This window comes from Antricoccus suffuscus (genome assembly GCF_003003235.1).
In the GTDB taxonomy this organism is placed as follows: domain Bacteria; phylum Actinomycetota; class Actinomycetes; order Mycobacteriales; family Antricoccaceae; genus Antricoccus; species Antricoccus suffuscus.
On sequence record NZ_PVUE01000035.1, the window covers coordinates 1 to 17224 of the forward strand.

Consider the following 17224-nt stretch of genomic DNA (forward strand, 5'->3'; position numbering starts at 1 on the left):
TCACCCATCCACCAGTGGTGAAGTCCCCACTCGCGAGCGTGGGAATCAACCACCCCATCACCGACGAACGACTCCAAACAGGTTGACAGGTTCCGGGCCACGGCTATTTTGTCCATTTGTAACGCACGTCGGAGGCGTACGGCGTAAACCCGATCCGTTCGTACAACCGCATGGCAGCGATGTTGTCGTCGTCGACATAAAGCAGTACGGCGGCGAGCCCGTCGCCGTGTAGATGATGCAGCCCGGCCAGCGTCAGGGTCTTTCCTAGGCCGAGTCCCTGTGCGCGGGGTTCCACTCCGACGACGTACACCTCGCCGATCGCCTCGGGAGTGCCGCCGTCGTGGACCTTCGTCCAGTGGAAGCCTGCGATGGCGCCGCGCTCCAATGCCGATTCGTCGCCTGCCGACCGCAGCGAATCTGTCGTCACTTCGGCGATCAGAAATCCGGCCGGGTCAAACCAGGTTTCGGCCATCCGGGCGTCGAGATCCGCGCGGCTCCAGTGACCTTGTTCGGGGTGGGTGGCGAAGGCGGCCGCGTTGACCGCGAGCCATTCGTCTTCGTCCTGGCCGGGTACGAACGGACGGATCTCGACGCCGTCGGGGAGCGTCGCCTCGGCTATGGACTCGTCGAGCGGGCGACGCAGTTGCCACAGCACGCGGGCCTTGTCGAAGCCGGCGCGTTGCGCAAGGGCCTGGGCCGCCGGGAGGTTGCCGTGTGCCCACACGTGTAGCGCGGGCGCGTCCTGTTGAAGCGCCTCGACGAGGGAGGCGCCGATTCCGATGCCGCGGTGACCCGGGTGTACGGCGAGTTCGCCATTGCGGCCGGCTTCGTCGTCGGGGCTCGTGATCGCGTACCCGGCGACGAGGTCACCGCGCAGCGCTAAAAGATGGCGTACGCCGGGGGAGCCGGCGGGGTCCCGCAATTGCAGCAGCGACTGTTCGTCTAACGGCGAGACTCCGTCCGCAGAGGTCGCGGCCTCGACTAGGTCCAGTATCTGAGTGCGTCGCTCGGCGCTCACGGCCTCTTCGCGGGCGATCTGTACCTCAGTGCTCAAGATTGGCCTCCGCGGGCGTGGTCGGTTCGTCGGCCTGGTTGGAATCGGCCACGTTGGAATCGGCCAAGTTGGAATCGGCCACGTTGGAATCGGCCAGTGCGGCACGGGCTGGTGAGGTGGACTCTGCCGGCGAAGCGGGCTCCGCCGGTCGGGCAGCTACGGCTGGTGAGGCAGGTGGGTCGGCCGTCGGTTCGGCGCGCGCGTCACCGCGAGGCTCATGGGGCGTCACAAACTTGTAGCCGACGTTGCGGACCGTGCCGATCAGTGACTCGTGCTCGTTGCCTAGCTTCGCGCGCAGCCGGCGTACGTGTACGTCGACCGTGCGGGTGCCGCCGAAGTAGTCATAGCCCCATACTTCCTGCAACAACTGGCCGCGGGAAAAGACGCGACCGGGATGTTGCGCCAGGTACTTCAGCAGCTCGAACTCCTTGTAGGTCAAGTCGAGCGAGCGGCCTTTGATGCGCGCGGAGTAGCTCTCTTCTTCGATCGTCAGGTCGCCGCGTGTCACGACCTGGATCTCGTCATCCTCGACCGCGAGCCTGTTGGTGATCGCGAACCGGAGCCGTGCCTCGATTTCCGCGGGGCCGGCCGTGTTGAGGACGAAGTCGTTCATCCCCCAGTCGGCGCTGACCGCGATCAAGCCGCCCTCCTGGACGATCGCGATGATGGGCGCGGAGACTCCGGTCGTGGCGAGCAGACGGATGAAGGCCCGCGCCTTGACAAGATCCGCGCGCGCGTCAACGAGGATGAGGTCGCCGGGGTCGGTGTCCAACAGAAGTGCGATGTCGGGCGCGGCGACGCGCACGGTGTGCGGAAGCAGGCCGAGCGCGGGTAGCACCTCGGAAGACGGTTTTGTTGCGCTCGTCATGAGCAACAGTTCCATCCGTGCCTTTCCGTAGCGTCGACCTAAAGAATATCGAAAGGCGTTCTGTGGATCCGCGCACGTAGGTGCGCAATGTGCGAACCTAGAGGGATGCTACGTCGCATTAGGAAGGTCGAAGGCCTCGAATCCGCTGTTGACCATGCGATCATCGCTAGTGACGGCGTACGTCTCGCGGCGTACTCCTTGCGTCCGGAAGGCCCGGTACGGCTGCATATTGTGCTCTGCCACGGTTTCACCAACCACTCCAGGCGTCCTCAGCTCGTGCGGATCGCCAGCCGTCTTGAATCCGCTGGTGTCGCAGTCACGGCGTTCGACTTTCGCGGACACGGCCGCTCGCAGGGCGAGTCGTCGGTGGGCGGCGACGGGGAGCTGGCCGACCTTGACGCCGTCGTCGCGCACGTCCGGCGTACCGATCCGGATGCTCAGGTCGCGGTCATTGGGTTTTCGATGGGTGCCTCGGTCGCCATTCGGCACGCGTCCCTTGGGCAGCATCGACCCGACCTGCTGGTGTCGGTGAGCGCGGTCAGCCGCTGGTATGTGCGCGACAGTACGTCGATGCGCAGGGTGCATTGGCTGCTCGAGTCACGGCTCGGGCCAGTCACATCGCGGCTCGCACTCAGAACTCGTCTCGGCGGCCCGTGGGCGACTCGCCCGGTGCCGCCGATCGAAGCAATCGCGGCGTTACAGGGGATCCCAACACTGCTCGTGCACGGGGACCGGGATATCTACTTCGGGCCGGACCATGCCCGCGCTCTGCAGGCCGCCGCGCCCGAGCGGCCCGAGTTGTGGGTTGTCGCCGGCTTCGGTCACGCTGAGGGCTCCATGACGGCCGGTCTGGTCGACCGGATCAGGGGCTGGTTGATGCGGGCTCTCGACGTCGACCGCACGCAACATCGGTTGCCGGGCGCGGTGCCGGCACGCAACTCGGGTGCGTCTGCATGACGGTGACCGGTCGGGCAGTGCGGCCCTTCGTACGGCGGCCTTTCCACGCGTGGTGCGTGCTGGGCGTGGCGGTGACAACCTTCCTATTCGTCGGGCTCCAACTGCTCGCGCCAGTCAACGGCTTGGTATTCGCGGTGGCGATCGGCCAGCTCGCGACCGCGCTCGCGTGGTCCTATGGCACCGGGTCGGTCGGCTTCCCCGGGTCGGCGGTAGTGATCGCGCTCGCCGCGATCGGTAGCGACCTCGTCGTCCTCAACGCGAAGTCAATCCATTTCGGTGTCCTGGGGCCGATCCTGGCCGGAGCCGTTATCGCCGCCATCGTGCACCAGGTCGTTCGCCGTCCGCCGCGTGCCCAAGTGTTGTCGTCGATCGCGCAGGACGTGTTTGGTGCGGTAGCAGCCGCGTCGATGTCGCTGTGGCTGATGATGCACGAAGCGGGCGACGCGAGGCTGCTGGTGGTCGGCGTATCGGCAGGCGCAGGGGTCGCGCTGCTCGTCAGCCACCTGGTCGACTGCATCGGTGCGTCGCCTCGAGTGTCGTACGACGTACCCCGTGGCGTTTTCGGCTTCGTACTCGCGGTCTTCGCCGGGGCCGGCGTCACAGCCTGGCGATTGGATACCGCGTTTTTGTCGGACATTCTCGGGCACGCGATCATTGGTGGACTCGTCGCGTTGGTCTGCGTGCTCACCTCGCTCGCGATGACGTTCATTGCCGTTGACGCCGCGCCGCGCACCTGGGCGAGCGTCGTACTGCACGCCGCCGTACCGTTTGCGATGGCGGCGCCCACCGGTCTCGTCATTACGTTGGCCGTCGCGGCTCAGGCAGGGTGAGAGTGAAAACGCTCAAGGTCGTTGGCGTGCTCGTCGTATTGCTGCTCATCATCGCGGTCATCATTGACCGGGTCGGCGTGGCGGTTGCCGAAAGCAAGATCGCAGACGTGCTGCAGTCGAAGTTCGACCTCACCAGTAGCCCGAACGTGGATATACACGGTTTTCCGGTCATAACCCAGGCGATCGCCGGTAAGTATAAGTCGATCGACGTCACCGCCAAGGATGTCCCGGTCGAATCGCTGGGTTCGGTGGATGTCGCGGTCAACTTGCGTGGCCTGCGGTTGACGTTGAGCGACGCGATCGCCGGCCGGATGCAAGACGCGACGGCTGACGACTTGCACGCGCGCGTCACGATGAGCGATGACGCGATCGGCAAGGCGCTCGGCATGAAGGTCAAAATCGGCAAGCTCGACTCGTCGACGGCGCGACTGTCGATCAGTACCACGCAGGCCGGCATCACCATCCCGATGGAGGCCGACGTAAAAGTCGCGGTCGACGGCAACAACGTCGCGCTGAAACTCACCCAGCTCAAGGCATTGAAGGTGCCGATACCGGACTTCATCAGTTCGAGGATCGGCAACGTCCTCAGCAGCAAACTCGTGCTGCCCAAGCTGACCGGCGGGCTGAAGGTCACCGATGTGGTGGTGGGCAACGGCAGCATCACCGCGGTCGCTGAAGGTCACGACGTACCTCTCGGCGGTTAGCCGCCTTCCCCGCTCGTCCGTCACGAGTGTCCGGATCGCGGACCGACGCGCACGGCGGCGCAATCCGTAAGGTTCGGCGGTCCGGCACGTTAGGATCGATGACGTGGAAGCCTTGTTTACGTCGTTCCTTGCGATCTTCGCCGTGCTGATCTTGGGATTCAGCTTCTCCGCGGTCTACCGCCTCTTCATCGGCCAACGATGATCGATCCCTCAGCCGACGCAGGTGTGCCGGCTACGCAGGACGATGACAACGCGCCCGGTGCCGACACGGTCGATGTCCGGTCAGGTCCCGAGGTCCATCACGACGTGCTCGCGCTGTTGCCGCTTCTCGGCGTGTGGCGCGGGGAGGGCCAGGGTGACTATCCGACGATGGACGGCTTCGCCTATGGCCAGGAGATCCGTTTCTTTCACGATGGGCGCCCGTTTCTGGGCATGGAGTCCAAGACCTGGATCCTTGATGCAGAAGGTAAACCATCACGGTTGGCTAACCGCGAGGTTGGCTGGTGGCGGCCCGGAAAAGGCGACGACTTCGACGTCGTACTCACGGACTCGACCGGCATCGTGGAGGTCTACGTCGGTCAAGCTCGTACGACGACCAGCTGGGAGCTGACCTCCGACTTGGTCGCGCGGATCCCGTCGGCCCCGGATGTGACGGCGAACCATCGTCTGTATGGAATTGTCGAAGGCGACTTGATGTACGCCGTCGACATGGCCGCGATGGGGCAGCCGCTGCAAGCGCACATCTCGGCGCGCCTCAAGAGGGTCGCCTGATGTCGGACGCCCCAAACCGAACGATCCCTGACCAGGCACGAGTGCACACGACCGACCTTGGCGAGTACGTCGCTGCGAGCCCGTCGTCTTACCACGCGGCGGCCGAAGGCGCGCGACGGCTGGAGTCGGCGGGCTTCCGCAGACAAGCCGAGCAGGACGCGTGGGACGGCCAACCCGGCGGGCACTACCTGGTGAGGGATGGTGCGCTTGTTGCGTGGTGGATTCCCAAGCAGAGCAGCAAAACTACGCCGTACCGAGTTATCGGATCGCACACCGATGGGACGGGTTTCAAGCTTAAGCCGCGCCCGACAACCGAGTCCGCAGGATGGGTCCAGGTGGGCCTCGAGGTGTACGGCGGACCGCTGCTCAACAGCTGGCTCGACCGAGACTTGGGACTGGCCGGCCGACTGGTGGATCGGGACGGCGGCGTGACGCTGGTGCGGACCGGACCCGTTATGCGGATCCCGCAGCTGGCTATCCACTTGGATCGCAGCGTTAACGACAACGGCGTCAAGCTCGACAAACAACGCCATACACAACCGATCTGGGCTGTCGGCAGTAGTGCGGACCATGACGTTTTGGGGTATCTCGCCGAGACTGCCGGTGTCGCCGCGGACCAGATTGATGGATACGACGTGGCGGCATTCGATACCGCGGCTCCGGCGTACTTCGGCGCCACAGAAGAGTTTTTCGCCTCGACCCGCCTCGACAACCTCTCGTCGGTGCACGCCAGTCTGACGGCTCTTACCGACGCGGCCGCCGATGGGCGGCTCGACGGCGATTCGATCAGCGTGATGGCCGCGTTCGACCACGAGGAGATCGGCAGCGAGACCCGGTCCGGTGCTTGCGGACCGCTGTTGCAGGACGTGCTCGCACGGATCAGCGCCGCCCTCGATGCCTCGGTCGACGACTTCGGGCGCGCACTGGCCGGCAGCCTGTGTCTGTCCGCAGACGCCGGGCATGCGGTGCACCCCAACTACGCCGAGCGACATGACCCGGCTAACCGGCCGATCGTCAACGCCGGTCCGCTGCTGAAGATCAACGCAAACCAGCGTTACGCCACCGACGCGGTCGGCGCGGGGATATGGCACCGAGCGTGCCGCGATGCCGGTGTGCCGACTCAGGAGTTCGTCTCCAACAACACCGTTCCCTGCGGGTCGACGATCGGACCGCTGACCGCGACCCGGCTCGGGATCATAACCGTCGACGTCGGCGTACCGCTGCTGTCGATGCACTCTGCGCGGGAAATGTGCGGCACGGCGGACCCGTACTACTTGTCGCGCGCCGTGGGCTCGTTCCTCGCCGGCGCCTAACATGAGGAAACCGGTGGGCTCGCGGCGTCGAGAATCCACCTGATCGCGCCGTACCCCCGGCGCGGCGGACTTCTTTGTCACGGAGGATCAATGGTTCCCGAGTTGGACGATGTCGAAGCAACCCTCACCGCGCCCGGCGCGGATTTCGAGATGGGTACGACGGTAGTGCGTGGTGTCGAGTTGCGTTACTGGAAGAACGCACCGCCGACGTTGCGCGATCTCTTACTGGCCAGCAGAGCGCATGGCGATGTCGACTTCCTTGTGTACGACGGGGATCATCCCGACGCGGTCGCCGGACGATTTGACCGACTCACCTTCACCGAGCATTTCCGGGCGGCGGCCAAGTTTGCGCACGTGCTCGTCGATCAGTACGGAATCAAGCCCGGTGACCGAGTCGTTATCGCGATGCGCAACCTGCCCGAATGGAGTGTCGCGTTCTGGGGCGCGGCCGCCGTCGGGGCGATCGTGGCACCCCTCAACGCGTGGGGGACCGGACCGGAGTTGGCATACGGCGTGAGCGATTCGGGCGCGCGACTGGTTGTCTGTGACCTCGATCGAGCGAACCGGCTTGCCGACCAGCTACCGAACCTGCCGGGTCTTGAGACCGTTCTCGTCGTCCGGGACGGCGGTGCTTCTCTTCCCCCGGGTACGACGTCGTTCGACGATGCGCTCGGTGAGGTGCCGGCCGATATCGAGCTGCCGGAGCTGACAATTGATCCCGACGATGATGCCACCCTCTTCTACACCTCGGGCACGACCGGCCTTCCTAAGGGAGCGCTCGGCACGCACCGGAACATTTGCACCAACCTGATGAGTCTCGCCTTTAACGCGGCACGGACCGAGGCACGGAACCCCAACCCGGTCGTTCCCGATCCGGACGAGCGCGGGGTCTACTTGATGTCCGTGCCGTTCTTTCATGCCACCGGATGTCATTCGATCCTCGTCGGCAACATGGCGCAGGGCGGCTGCCTCGTGCTGATGTACAAATGGGACGCGGAGCGTGCCCTCCAGCTCATCGAGCGAGAGGGTGTGACCACTTTTGGTGGCGTGCCCGCGATGGCCTGGCAGGTGCTCGAGCATCCCAAGTTCGCTGACTACGACCTGTCTTCGGTCCGTTCAATTGGGTACGGCGGCGCGCCGGCCGCGCCGGAGCTGGTACGTCGGCTGAACGCGATGTTCCCCGGACGTACGCCGTCCAACGGTTACGGGCTGACCGAGACTTCCTCGGCGACTACCTTGATCGCCGGCGCCGACTATGAACGCAGACCCGACAGCGTGGGTCGTCCGGTCGCCGTCTGCGACGTCAAGGTCATGGATGTCGACGGCCGCGAAGCGCCGACCGGCGAGCTCGGTGAGTTGTGGATCAAGGGCCCCAACGTCGTTCGCGGTTACTGGGGCAAGCCGGAGGCGACCGCGGAGGTCATCGTCGACGGCTGGCTACGAAGTGGCGACATCGCGCGCATCGACGATGAAGGCTTCGTCTACATCGTGGACCGCGCCAAGGACATGATCATCCGCGGCGGCGAGAACATCTACTGCATCGAAGTCGAGACCGCGCTGTTCGACCACCCGGCGGTCACCGACGCCGCCGCGATCGGGCTCCCGGACAAGGTGCTCGGCGAGGAGGTCGGGGCCGTTGTCCATCTCGCGCCCGGTACCACGGCGACCGAGGAGGAGCTGCAAGCGTTCGTCGCGAAGCGGCTCGCGGCGTTCAAGGTGCCGGTCCAGATCTGGTTCCGGGACGAGCCGCTTCCGCGTAACCCCAACGGCAAGATCTTGAAGCGTGACCTGAAGGTGGAGGTCGCCGCTCACCGCTGAGGCCAGATCCATATCAAAGCAGCCCTACGTCGTGTTCCGGGGCCTAGCTGGAAAGTTCGGTGCGCTCAGCGCACCAAAGTTTCCAGTCAAGCACCGGTATCCGGTCCGGTGTCGATGAATGAGCGGTACTCGGGGCGGGGTTGTCGATGACGACATGCGAGCGATCGTGGACAGCGCCAAGCCGTTAGGCCGCTCCGTCTTGCGGATGGATCGCACCCATCGTCGCGACCCACGGCAGTACGAGTTCGTCGTAGTCCTCGTGCGTGAAGATCTCGCCAATGAGATCGCGGACCGCGAGGGCGTGTGCCGCATCGCCGGCGGCATCCCGCGACGGTAGTTCCGAAGCAGACCATGCGGCCTGACGGGCGTCAATCTGACAGATCAGCCGGCCGGCCTTGGCCGCGGCGGAGGACGCCGCACTGCGCGCGGCGAAGCGGCGGCGGCCGCGGTGCTGATACCACGTGTTCTCGATGGCGCGGCCTTGTTCGGGTTCAATGGTCGCCGCGGTCTCGACGAGGCGGGTGAGTTCGGCGTACTGAGGCCCGAACCGCTCGCGCGGATCGATCTTCGGTACGGCGCGAAGCCGGGCGCGCGTGGTGTCGCGGGTGGTTGGCGGTAGACGTCGAGGTGGGTAATGACGAGGGTCGATGGCGCCGGTCATGGCTGCTCCTGGTGGGGGTTCCAGCAGAGGTGTGCCGCAGGATCGCGACGATCAAGTGTGACCTATAGCACCCTATTTTGTCACGAAACTCGCCGAACTCTCAGGATCACCTCCAACCGTCCTGGTCATAGACATGACAATTCCCGGGCGCTTCTCAACTTCTCGCCGTAAACGGCGAAACGTTAAGGCCGATTGGACAAAGTCGGCGCCCGGGAATCGGGTGTCCGTCGGGTATTGCCAGCGCCGTCAGGCGATCACCAGCAATGGGAGCGATGGCGCTAGCGGACGGCCACCTCACGTGTCCTAAAGCTACTCAACTTCGGATCACCTCCTTACTCGTGTACGCAAAAAGGTACGCCGCGCAGCGGGCCCGCGCAAAGGATTTTCGGGGTGTTTCGAAAATGTCGTTGCGAGGTGGTTGGCCGGGACTGTAACTGCCTTGTTACGACTGCGCCGTGCGCGCGTCGTTTGAGCCCCCGGTGAACTACAGTCAACCCAACATTCTTAGTGACCCACATCTCCATCTGGAGGACTTCATGCTCGTCCGCTCGCGCCGCTTTGTTGCGGTTGCTTCGATTGTCGCCGCATCGGCGCTGATGTTGTCCGCTTGCGGCTCCGACAGTGGCGGAAGCGGGTCCGGCTCGGGGTCTAAGTCCAACAGCAGCCAGATCGACGCCAAGAAGGACCCGACCCCGGATCTCAAAGTCGACGACGCGGCGGCCGCGCTGGTCCCCGCGCAGTACAAGAGCAAAGGCACGCTGGTCGTCGGTTCGGATACGACGTATCCGCCCAACGAATACATCGACGCCGACGGCAAGACGATCGTCGGTATGGACGTCGACATGGGCAATGCGATCGGCAAGAAACTCGGTCTCAAGGTCGAGTTTCAGACCGCTACCTTCGACACCTTGCTCGCCGCGCTGGGCAGCAAGTACGACATCGGCATGAGCTCGTTCACCGACAACGCCGAACGCGAGAAGATCGTCGACTTCGTGACCTACTTCAATGCTGGTACGGCGTGGGTGGCCAAGAAGGGCGCGAAGATCGACATCGACAACATGTGCGGAAAGAAGGTTTCGGTCCAGACCGGTACGACGCAGGAAGTCGATATCGACGCGCGTTCGAAGAAGTGCACCGATGAAGGCAAGGACGCCATCAGCATCCAGAAGAACGGCGACCAGGGCATCGTCACGACCAACGTCGTGAGCGGCAAGTCCGCCGCGATGCTCGCCGACTTGCCAGTCATCCTCGACGCGATCTCGAAGACCGACGGGCAGCTCGTGCAGGTCGGCAAGATGTACGACGCCGCACCGTACGGCGTCGCGGTACCGAAGTCGGGCGGGACGCTCAAAGAAGCGATCCAGGCGGCTATCGACTCGATGATCAAGGACGGCTCGTACAAGAAGATCCTGGTGAAGTGGGGCGCTGATGTCGGTGCGGTCGACAAGGCGCAGATCAACGCCGCAGGCGCCTGACGGCGGCTGCGTCCCAGATTGTGAGTAGCAACGTCGGTGCGACCGGCCACGACGGCGGCGAACAGGCCGGATACGAGCACGCCGAGGAGATCAAGGCGATCCCGCTGCGGCACCCGTGGCGATGGGTGTTTGTCGCCGTACTAGCGATCCTGGCAGCGATGTTGATCAACAACGTCGCCACGAACCCCAACTATCGCTGGAGCCTGGTCAGCACCTACCTGTTCAACCCGCAGATCTTGCGCGGCGTCGGTTACACCCTGATCCTGACGATCGGGGCAATGGCACTCGCGTTGATCGTCGGTGTCAGCGTCGCGGTCATGCGCATGTCCGACAACCCGGTGTTGTCATCGGTCGGTTGGGTCTACCTGTGGGTGTTTCGCGGTACGCCGGTCTACACCCAACTGGTCTTCTGGGGCTTCATCGGCGTACTCATCCCGAAGTTTGGGCTGGGCATTCCGTTTGGTCCGACGTTCGTCGAGTTCGACACCAATAGTGTGTTCACCCCGTTCATCTCCGCGCTTATCGGCCTGGCGCTGAACGAGGCCGCATACATGGCCGAGATCGTGCGCGGCGGCCTACTCGCGGTCGATGCCGGCCAGGGCGAGGCGTCAGCGGCGCTCGGTATGAGCACCGGCAAGACGATGACTCGAATCGTGTTGCCGCAGGCGATGCGGGTCATCGTGCCGCCGACCGGCAACGAGTTCATCTCAATGCTCAAGACCACCTCGCTGGTACTCGCCGTGCCGTTCACCCTCGACCTGCAGTTCGCGTCCAACGCGATAGCCAATCGCCTGTACGCGCCGATTCCGCTTCTCATCGTTGCGGCGATCTGGTATCTCGTGGTGACCAGCGTGCTGATGGTCGGGCAGTTCTACGTCGAGCGCTACTACGGCCGGGGAAGCAACCGGCTCCAACCACCGACCCCGGTGCAGAAGCTGCGCGGTTTCCTTACCCGCAAGGGAACCGCATCGAAGACATCGGAAGAGTCGACTCTTGGGGAGGGTATCGATGACCAGCCCTAGTACGGTCGCCGACGGCGGCGCGATGGTGGTAGCGCAGAAGGTTTCCAAGCGGTTCGGCTCCGTCGAGGTGTTGCGGGGGATTGACCTCGAGGTCAACAAGGGCGAGGTCATGTGCATCATCGGACCGTCCGGTTCGGGGAAGTCGACCTTCTTGCGGTGCATCAACCATCTAGAGCGGATCAACGCCGGACGGCTCTGGGTGGATGGCGTCCTGATCGGCTACGAACAGCGTGGCGATCGGCTGCATGAGATGAAACCGAAGCACATCGCGCGCCAGCGACGCGATATCGGCATGGTCTTCCAGCGGTTCAACCTCTTTCCGCACAAGACCGCGATCGACAACGTCATCGAGGCGCCGACCGTGGTCAATGGGCTGTCGAAGAAGAAGGCGCTCGCGCGTGCCGAGGAACTGCTGGTCCGGGTCGGTCTCGAAGACCGGATGCGGATGTACCCCTCACAGCTGTCCGGCGGCCAGCAGCAGCGAGTCGCCATCGCCCGCGCCCTGGCGATGGACCCCAAGCTGATGCTGTTTGACGAGCCGACCTCGGCCCTGGATCCCGAGCTTGTCGGCGACGTACTCGACGTCATGAAAGAACTCGCGCAGTCCGGGATGACCATGATCGTGGTGACCCACGAGATGGGATTTGCCCGCGAGGTCGGCGATTCCTTGGTATTTATGGACGCCGGCTACATCGTTGAGTCCGGCGCGCCTAAGGACGTGCTGGCCAACCCGCAGCATGAGCGCACTCAAGCGTTTCTGTCCAAGGTGCTGTAACGGCGGCGTACGACGGACGCGAATTTCCCGATGCACAGCGGCACATTTGTGTCGATCAGCAGCAGTCGTGGCTGGACTGTGATGCAGATCGGCACATTGGTACCGGAATGCCGCTAGCGCTTCTTTTTCTTGTCCTTCTTGTCCTTTTTCGCTTTAGGCTCGGGCAGCCCCGAGAGTCGGTGCAAGTCCGTCGTACGCTCCTCCGACTGGCCCAGGGTCTTGCCGTCGAGTGTCTTGATCGCTGCGACTCCGCGTGTCGACGAGGACATCCAGACCGCGTCCGCCTCGAGCAGGTCTTCGAGCGTGGCCGTGGTGATCGCCGTTTGCAGACCCACCGATTCGGCCTCGTCGAAGATCTTCTCCTGCGTCGTGCCCTGAAGGATGCCGGTGTCGGCCGGGGTGGTGTGCAGCGTCGATCCGGTCAGCCACAGCACCGTTGCGTTCGGTCCCTCTAGGACGTTGCCGTCGTGGCTGACGAAGATGACATCGTCTGCACCCTGCGACGACGCGTGCCGTTTTGCGGCCATGTTGACGGCGTACGAGAGGTATTTCGTGCCGCCGAGCAGCCATGGCGACTGCTCACGCACCGCCGCCGGATAGCCGAACGTGAGCGAGATGACGTCGATTCCTTTGCGGCGCTGTTTCTTCAGGTCGGGGTCGAGTGGCGTAATCGTGCCGTAGACCGTCGGCGGCTGCGCGGTCGGGCCGCCCTCCTGGCCACGGCTGATGACGAGCTTGATGACGCCTTCAGCGTCGTCCGGCCACTGTTCGGCCAGGTCGTTGATGAGGTCGGTCCACTGCGCTTTGGTCGGGCCGATTATTCCGAGGTGCTGCAGCGAGCGTGCCATCCGATCGAGGTGCCGTTCGGGCTTGTTGATGACACCGCCTACGATGTGCATCGCCTCGAAGGCGCCATCCCCGCGGGTGGCGGCGTAGTCGAACGCGGTGAGGATCGGTTTGGTCGGGTCGACTCGGCGTAGCTCGCCGGAACCGCGGGACATGTCTAAGACCGTGAGGTACCGATCGGGGGTGCTCATTGATGCGTTCTCGCTCTCGTTGCGGTGAACTACTTGCCTTGAGCCGAACGGCTGCAAGGCGAATAGGATGCAGGTATGTCAGCTGATTCGCTCGCCGCAGAGCTACATGGGCGTGGCCTGCGACTGACTCCTCAGCGCCAACTTATTCTGGACGCCGTCTCCGAGCTTGGTCACTCCACCCCCGAGGAGATTGCTGATTATGTGCAGGAAAGGGCTCCCGGTGTCAACATCACGACCGTATATCGCGCCCTTGACCTGCTCGAATCGCTCGGGTTGGTGCGGCACACGCACATCGGCCACGGGCCGCCGACCTACCATCGCGGCGACGACCGCGACCACATCCACACGCGCTGCCACAGCTGCGGTGCGGTGACCTCGCTGCCCAGCTCGATCCTGGACGGGGTAGCGGTCGAGCTTTTCGAAGCTGACGGATTCGTGCTTGACGCGCCACACGTGGCACTGAGCGGAGTCTGTCGCACGTGTCACGAATCATCGAGTCTCGATACGAAGGAATGAATTCAGTGAGCGCTGACGTTGCGCGGAGCATGACCGTCTTCAGCAAGTTTCCCGGGTACGTCGAGGACGACGGACTCGATAAGGGCGTCGCGTCGCATTACGGTGATCCGCTGCCCGAACAGCGGACCGCAGCGCGCGCCGCCGCGATCGTCGACCGCTCCAACCGGGGGCTGGTCGTCGTCAGCGGCGACGATCGGCTGTCCTGGCTGCATTCACTGACCTCGCAGCATTTGTCGGTGCTTCCGGACGGCTCGTCGATCGAGGGCCTTATTCTTTCGCCGCACGGCCACGTCGAGTACGACCTCTGGTTTACCGAGCACGACTCCAAGGTATGGATCGACTGCGAGCCGGGCACCGCCGAAAGTCTGGCGGCGTACCTCGACAAGATGCGGTTCATGTTGCGGGTCGAGGTCGCGGACGTGAGTGATCAATACGCGCAGCTGAGCGTGATCGGACCGAAGTCCAGCGACACGGTGGCCTGCCTGGGTACACCGCCGGAGGCTGGCCGGGTGCACGCGCTCGACGCCGGCTTTGTGCGAGCGACTCCCTGGGCGGGCCAGTACGACATCATCGTCTCGGTCGACGCTTTCGGCGCCGTCGTCGACACGCTCGCGCAGGCGGGTGCGCAGCCGGTCGGCATGCTGGCGTTCGAGGCGATGCGCGTCGAGGCGATGCGCCCGCGGCTTGCTCGTGAGACCGACCACCGGACTATCCCGCACGAGGTCGGCTGGATCTCCAGCGCCGTCCATCTCGACAAGGGCTGCTACCGCGGTCAGGAGACCGTCGCGCGGGTGCAAAACCTGGGCCGCCCCCCACGCCGCCTCGTGCGGCTGCATCTCGACGGCTCGCTGCACGAACTGCCTGCGCACGGTGCCGAGGTCGTCTCCGGCGAACGTGTCGTCGGCTTCATCGGCACCGCGGTCCTGCATTTCGAAGACGGGCCGATTGCGCTCGCGGTCATCAAACGCAACATCGCCGACGGGGCCGACCTGATCGTGCGCGATGGCGAGCAGGAGTTCGCGGCGAAGGTCGATGAGGGGCTCGCCGTCTAGATCTGCGCGGGTTGGGCGGACAGCGCAGGCGCGGTGGTTTATGACGCGATTGGCGACGCTGGCTAGTCGTCGATGGCCGAGTCGGTGTCGCTGATCAGGAGGGACAGGAACCCGTTGGCTTCGGCGATGGCGCGCGTGTCGTCGCCGTCGACGATGGCGCCGACTAGCGCGTCATGATCGACGTCTCGGGCCTGTGCGCCGTCGTCGAGATGCTCGCGGATGCTCGCGCCGACGGTGTCCAACAACGAGTCGTAGACCTCGGCGTACAACGGATTGTGCGCGGCGTGCACGATCGCGCGATGCAGGGCGACGTCGCGTTCGGTCATCGACTCGCGGTCGCCGTCGCTGGCGAACGCGGCATTGCGTTGCGCGAGCAGGTCGGTGAGTGTGGCGACATCGGCGGCGGTACGTCGGCGGGCGGCGAGCCCCGCTGCTGTCACGTCGAGCGCCTGCCGCAGCTCGAGCACCTCGCGCCGCCGGGCCAGCGCGAACCGTCTGCCGAGTACGCCGGAGATCTCCGACTCTGCGACGACGTACGTCCCGGACCCTTGGCGGCGCTCGAGCATGCCCGCGTGCACAAGTGCCTGGACGGCCTCACGGACAGTGTTGCGGCCGGTGCCGGTCAGGTCGGCGAGCTCGGGCTCGGTGGGGATGCGGCTGCCGAGCGGCCAGCTTCCTTCGCGTATCTGTTCGCGCAGCGACTCGGTGACTTGAGTGATCAGGCTCGATCGTGACGCCGTACGCACAGGTGGTGGTCCCTTCGTGAGATCGCTAACTAGATCCGAAGAAATGTCGTTAAACGTTCGCCATATTCATCGGGTCATCCTATGATTTTACCCCGTGACAACCTCGCAAACCCGAACCCCGAAGTCTGAGTCTGTGCCCGAACCTGTGTCGCCTCACTCCGAGTCTGCAACTGCAGCCCCGGCGGTCGGGGATGTCGCGGCGACGGACTCATCGAACCGGAGCATCTGGTCGGGGCGGATCACGATCTTGATCGCGATCATCCTGTCGGCGTTCGTGCTGCGCATTGCGGTCACGTCGACTACGCCGCTGCTGGACGTGATGGGTCGCGACCTCGGCTTTGGCGCCACGATCACCGGCATCTTCGGTATGCTGCCGACCGCCGCGTTTGCGATCTTCGGGATCTTGGCGCCGGCGATGGCACGCCGAATCGGCCTCGAGCGACTTGCGATGATCGCCATGCTCATGTCCGGCGCCGGACTGCTGGCGCGAGGGCTCGTCGGCAGCACCGGTGGCGTGATCATCTTCAACCTGTTGGCGCTCGGCGGTATGGGAATCGGCAACGTCGTCGTACCGCCCTTGGTCAAGCGCTACTTCCCCGACCGGGTCGGCGCGATGAGTACGGCGTACATCACCGCGCTCCAGTTCGGCACGATCCTGCCCGCGCTGATCGCCGTACCACTCGCCAACGCGACCAGCTGGCAGTTCTCGCTCGCCGCGTGGTGTGTGGCCGGATTCGCGGCCGTCGTGCCGTGGATCGGCGTACAGCTCATCGAACGCCGGGCCAATGCCAGGATCGCGAAGCAGCGACGCGGGTCGATTGTCGAGTCGGTCGATGAAGCGCCCGAGCTCGCACACGCCCCGGCTGGCGGCGCCGTCTGGAAGACCGCGCTGGGCTGGGGGATGGCCGCGATGTTCGGCATGACCTCGCTGGTTACCTACTCGATGTTCACCTGGATCCCGAAGATCCTCGGCGAGGCCGGCGCGAGTGCCGGCTTCGGCGGAACGATGGTCGCGCTGTTCTCGGCGCTCGGCCTGTGCGCCGCACTTGGTCTGCCCTCTGTGGTGGTGCGCATGCGCAACCCGTTCCCGATCGTGCTGGGCTGTGTGCTGGCCTACGCCATTGGCTTCACCGGACTGCTTATCGCGCCGATGGGTCTGCCGGTGCTGTGGGTGGCGCTCATCGGACTCGGTCCGAGCACCTTCCCGATGTCACTGACGATGATCAACTTGCGGACGCGTACGCCGGCCGGCTCGGCTGCACTGTCCGGCTTCACCCAAGGGGTCGGATACGCCGCGGCATGTGTGGGCCCACTGTTGCTCGGCGTACTCCGCGACGCCACCGGCGGCTGGGGCCTCCCGTTCGCGCTACTCGGTGTTGCGATTGCGGTCATGGCCGTGGGCGCCTGGTTTGCCTGCCGGCCAACCTATCTCGAGGACGTCTGGCGCTAGCGCGCGATAAGCCGGCCATCCGTCACGAAGAGCCGGCCGTCCGTCACGAAAGCCGGCCGTCCGTCACGAAAAGCCGGCCGTCCGTCGGTGAATTCAAGGGGTGGTCGCAACACGTTCTTGGTTTTCTAGGTCCTGGTTGAGGAGTTTAGTGAATACCTCGCGGGGAGTGTAGAAG

The 17224-nt window shown here is 64.6% G+C and carries 17 protein-coding genes; 12 read left to right on the top strand and 5 right to left on the bottom strand.

What is annotated here, in order from left to right; genetic code table 11:
• Positions 1–103: 103 nt before the first annotated feature.
• Both mshD and CLV47_RS21545 read right to left on the bottom strand, forming a co-directional pair.
• Complete coding sequence (mshD, locus tag CLV47_RS21540) at positions 104–1054, bottom strand: mycothiol synthase (protein WP_202862740.1); 951 nt, start codon at positions 1052–1054, stop codon at positions 104–106.
• Positions 1044–1937: a winged helix-turn-helix domain-containing protein gene (locus CLV47_RS21545; protein ID WP_106351191.1), complete on the bottom strand. Its 894-nt coding sequence runs from the start codon at positions 1935–1937 to the stop codon at positions 1044–1046. Before CLV47_RS21545 ends, mshD begins: the two co-directional genes overlap by 11 nt.
• 90 nt (positions 1938–2027) lie before the next feature.
• Here CLV47_RS21545 and CLV47_RS21550 point away from each other — a divergent pair, with 90 nt between their 5' ends.
• The 6 genes from CLV47_RS21550 to CLV47_RS21575 all read left to right on the top strand — a co-directional run bounded on the left by CLV47_RS21550 (position 2028) and on the right by CLV47_RS21575 (position 8315).
• A complete protein-coding gene (locus tag CLV47_RS21550; RefSeq protein ID WP_106351192.1) occupies positions 2028–2879 on the top strand; it encodes an alpha/beta hydrolase in 852 nt (283 codons plus the stop codon).
• 71 nt (positions 2880–2950) lie between these two features.
• On the top strand, positions 2951–3709 hold the full coding sequence (locus tag CLV47_RS21555; RefSeq protein WP_238145588.1) for a hypothetical protein: 759 nt from the start codon (positions 2951–2953) through the stop codon (positions 3707–3709).
• A 2-nt stretch (positions 3710–3711) separates the two neighbouring features.
• Positions 3712–4413 carry an LmeA family phospholipid-binding protein gene (locus tag CLV47_RS21560; RefSeq protein WP_170111201.1) on the top strand — a complete coding sequence of 234 codons (702 nt, stop codon included), beginning with the start codon at positions 3712–3714 and terminating at the stop codon, positions 4411–4413.
• Between the two features lie 198 nt (positions 4414–4611).
• Entirely contained in the window at positions 4612–5184 is a 573-nt protein-coding gene (locus CLV47_RS21565) for a heme-binding beta-barrel domain-containing protein (protein ID WP_106351195.1), read from the top strand.
• Positions 5184–6497 carry a M18 family aminopeptidase gene (locus CLV47_RS21570; protein WP_106351196.1) on the top strand — a complete coding sequence of 438 codons (1314 nt, stop codon included), beginning with the start codon at positions 5184–5186 and terminating at the stop codon, positions 6495–6497. Before CLV47_RS21565 ends, CLV47_RS21570 begins: the two co-directional genes overlap by 1 nt.
• 90 nt (positions 6498–6587) lie before the next feature.
• Positions 6588–8315 carry a class I adenylate-forming enzyme family protein gene (locus tag CLV47_RS21575; protein ID WP_106351197.1) on the top strand — a complete coding sequence of 576 codons (1728 nt, stop codon included), beginning with the start codon at positions 6588–6590 and terminating at the stop codon, positions 8313–8315.
• Between the two features lie 184 nt (positions 8316–8499).
• On the opposite strand, the gene CLV47_RS21580 is transcribed toward CLV47_RS21575, so the two are convergent.
• Positions 8500–8976 (bottom strand): hypothetical protein, encoded by a 477-nt coding sequence (locus tag CLV47_RS21580; RefSeq protein WP_106351198.1) that lies wholly within the window; start codon positions 8974–8976, stop codon positions 8500–8502.
• Positions 8977–9455: 479 nt separating this feature from the next.
• Between CLV47_RS21580 and CLV47_RS21585 the strand changes: the two genes are divergently transcribed.
• From CLV47_RS21585 to CLV47_RS21595, 3 genes are read left to right on the top strand one after another with little or no spacing between them, the layout of a single operon-like run.
• Positions 9456–10451 carry an ABC transporter substrate-binding protein gene (locus CLV47_RS21585; RefSeq protein WP_202862741.1) on the top strand — a complete coding sequence of 332 codons (996 nt, stop codon included), beginning with the start codon at positions 9456–9458 and terminating at the stop codon, positions 10449–10451.
• A gap of 20 nt (positions 10452–10471) precedes the next feature.
• The gene (locus CLV47_RS21590; protein ID WP_238145589.1) at positions 10472–11473 is read left to right on the top strand and encodes an amino acid ABC transporter permease; all 1002 of its coding nucleotides are present in this window, start codon (positions 10472–10474) and stop codon (positions 11471–11473) included.
• Complete coding sequence (locus CLV47_RS21595; protein ID WP_106351199.1) at positions 11460–12248, top strand: amino acid ABC transporter ATP-binding protein; 789 nt, start codon at positions 11460–11462, stop codon at positions 12246–12248. Before CLV47_RS21590 ends, CLV47_RS21595 begins: the two co-directional genes overlap by 14 nt.
• 113 nt (positions 12249–12361) lie before the next feature.
• Here the strand turns inward: CLV47_RS21595 and CLV47_RS21600 are convergent, their stop codons facing one another.
• Positions 12362–13285, bottom strand: a complete 924-nt coding sequence (locus CLV47_RS21600; protein ID WP_106351200.1) for an aminotransferase class IV — start codon at positions 13283–13285, stop codon at positions 12362–12364.
• A gap of 75 nt (positions 13286–13360) precedes the next feature.
• On the opposite strand from CLV47_RS21600, the gene CLV47_RS21605 reads away from it, so the two are divergent.
• Positions 13361–13801: a Fur family transcriptional regulator gene (locus tag CLV47_RS21605; RefSeq protein WP_106351201.1), complete on the top strand. Its 441-nt coding sequence runs from the start codon at positions 13361–13363 to the stop codon at positions 13799–13801.
• 5 nt (positions 13802–13806) lie between these two features.
• Positions 13807–14853: a CAF17-like 4Fe-4S cluster assembly/insertion protein YgfZ gene (gene ygfZ / locus CLV47_RS21610; protein ID WP_238145590.1), complete on the top strand. Its 1047-nt coding sequence runs from the start codon at positions 13807–13809 to the stop codon at positions 14851–14853.
• 62 nt (positions 14854–14915) lie between these two features.
• On the opposite strand, the gene CLV47_RS21615 is transcribed toward ygfZ, so the two are convergent.
• The gene (locus CLV47_RS21615; RefSeq protein WP_106351202.1) at positions 14916–15599 is read right to left on the bottom strand and encodes a FadR/GntR family transcriptional regulator; all 684 of its coding nucleotides are present in this window, start codon (positions 15597–15599) and stop codon (positions 14916–14918) included.
• 133 nt (positions 15600–15732) lie between these two features.
• Between CLV47_RS21615 and CLV47_RS21620 the strand changes: the two genes are divergently transcribed.
• A complete protein-coding gene (locus tag CLV47_RS21620) occupies positions 15733–17049 on the top strand; it encodes a CynX/NimT family MFS transporter (protein WP_238145591.1) in 1317 nt (438 codons plus the stop codon).
• Positions 17050–17224: the final 175 nt, after the last annotated feature.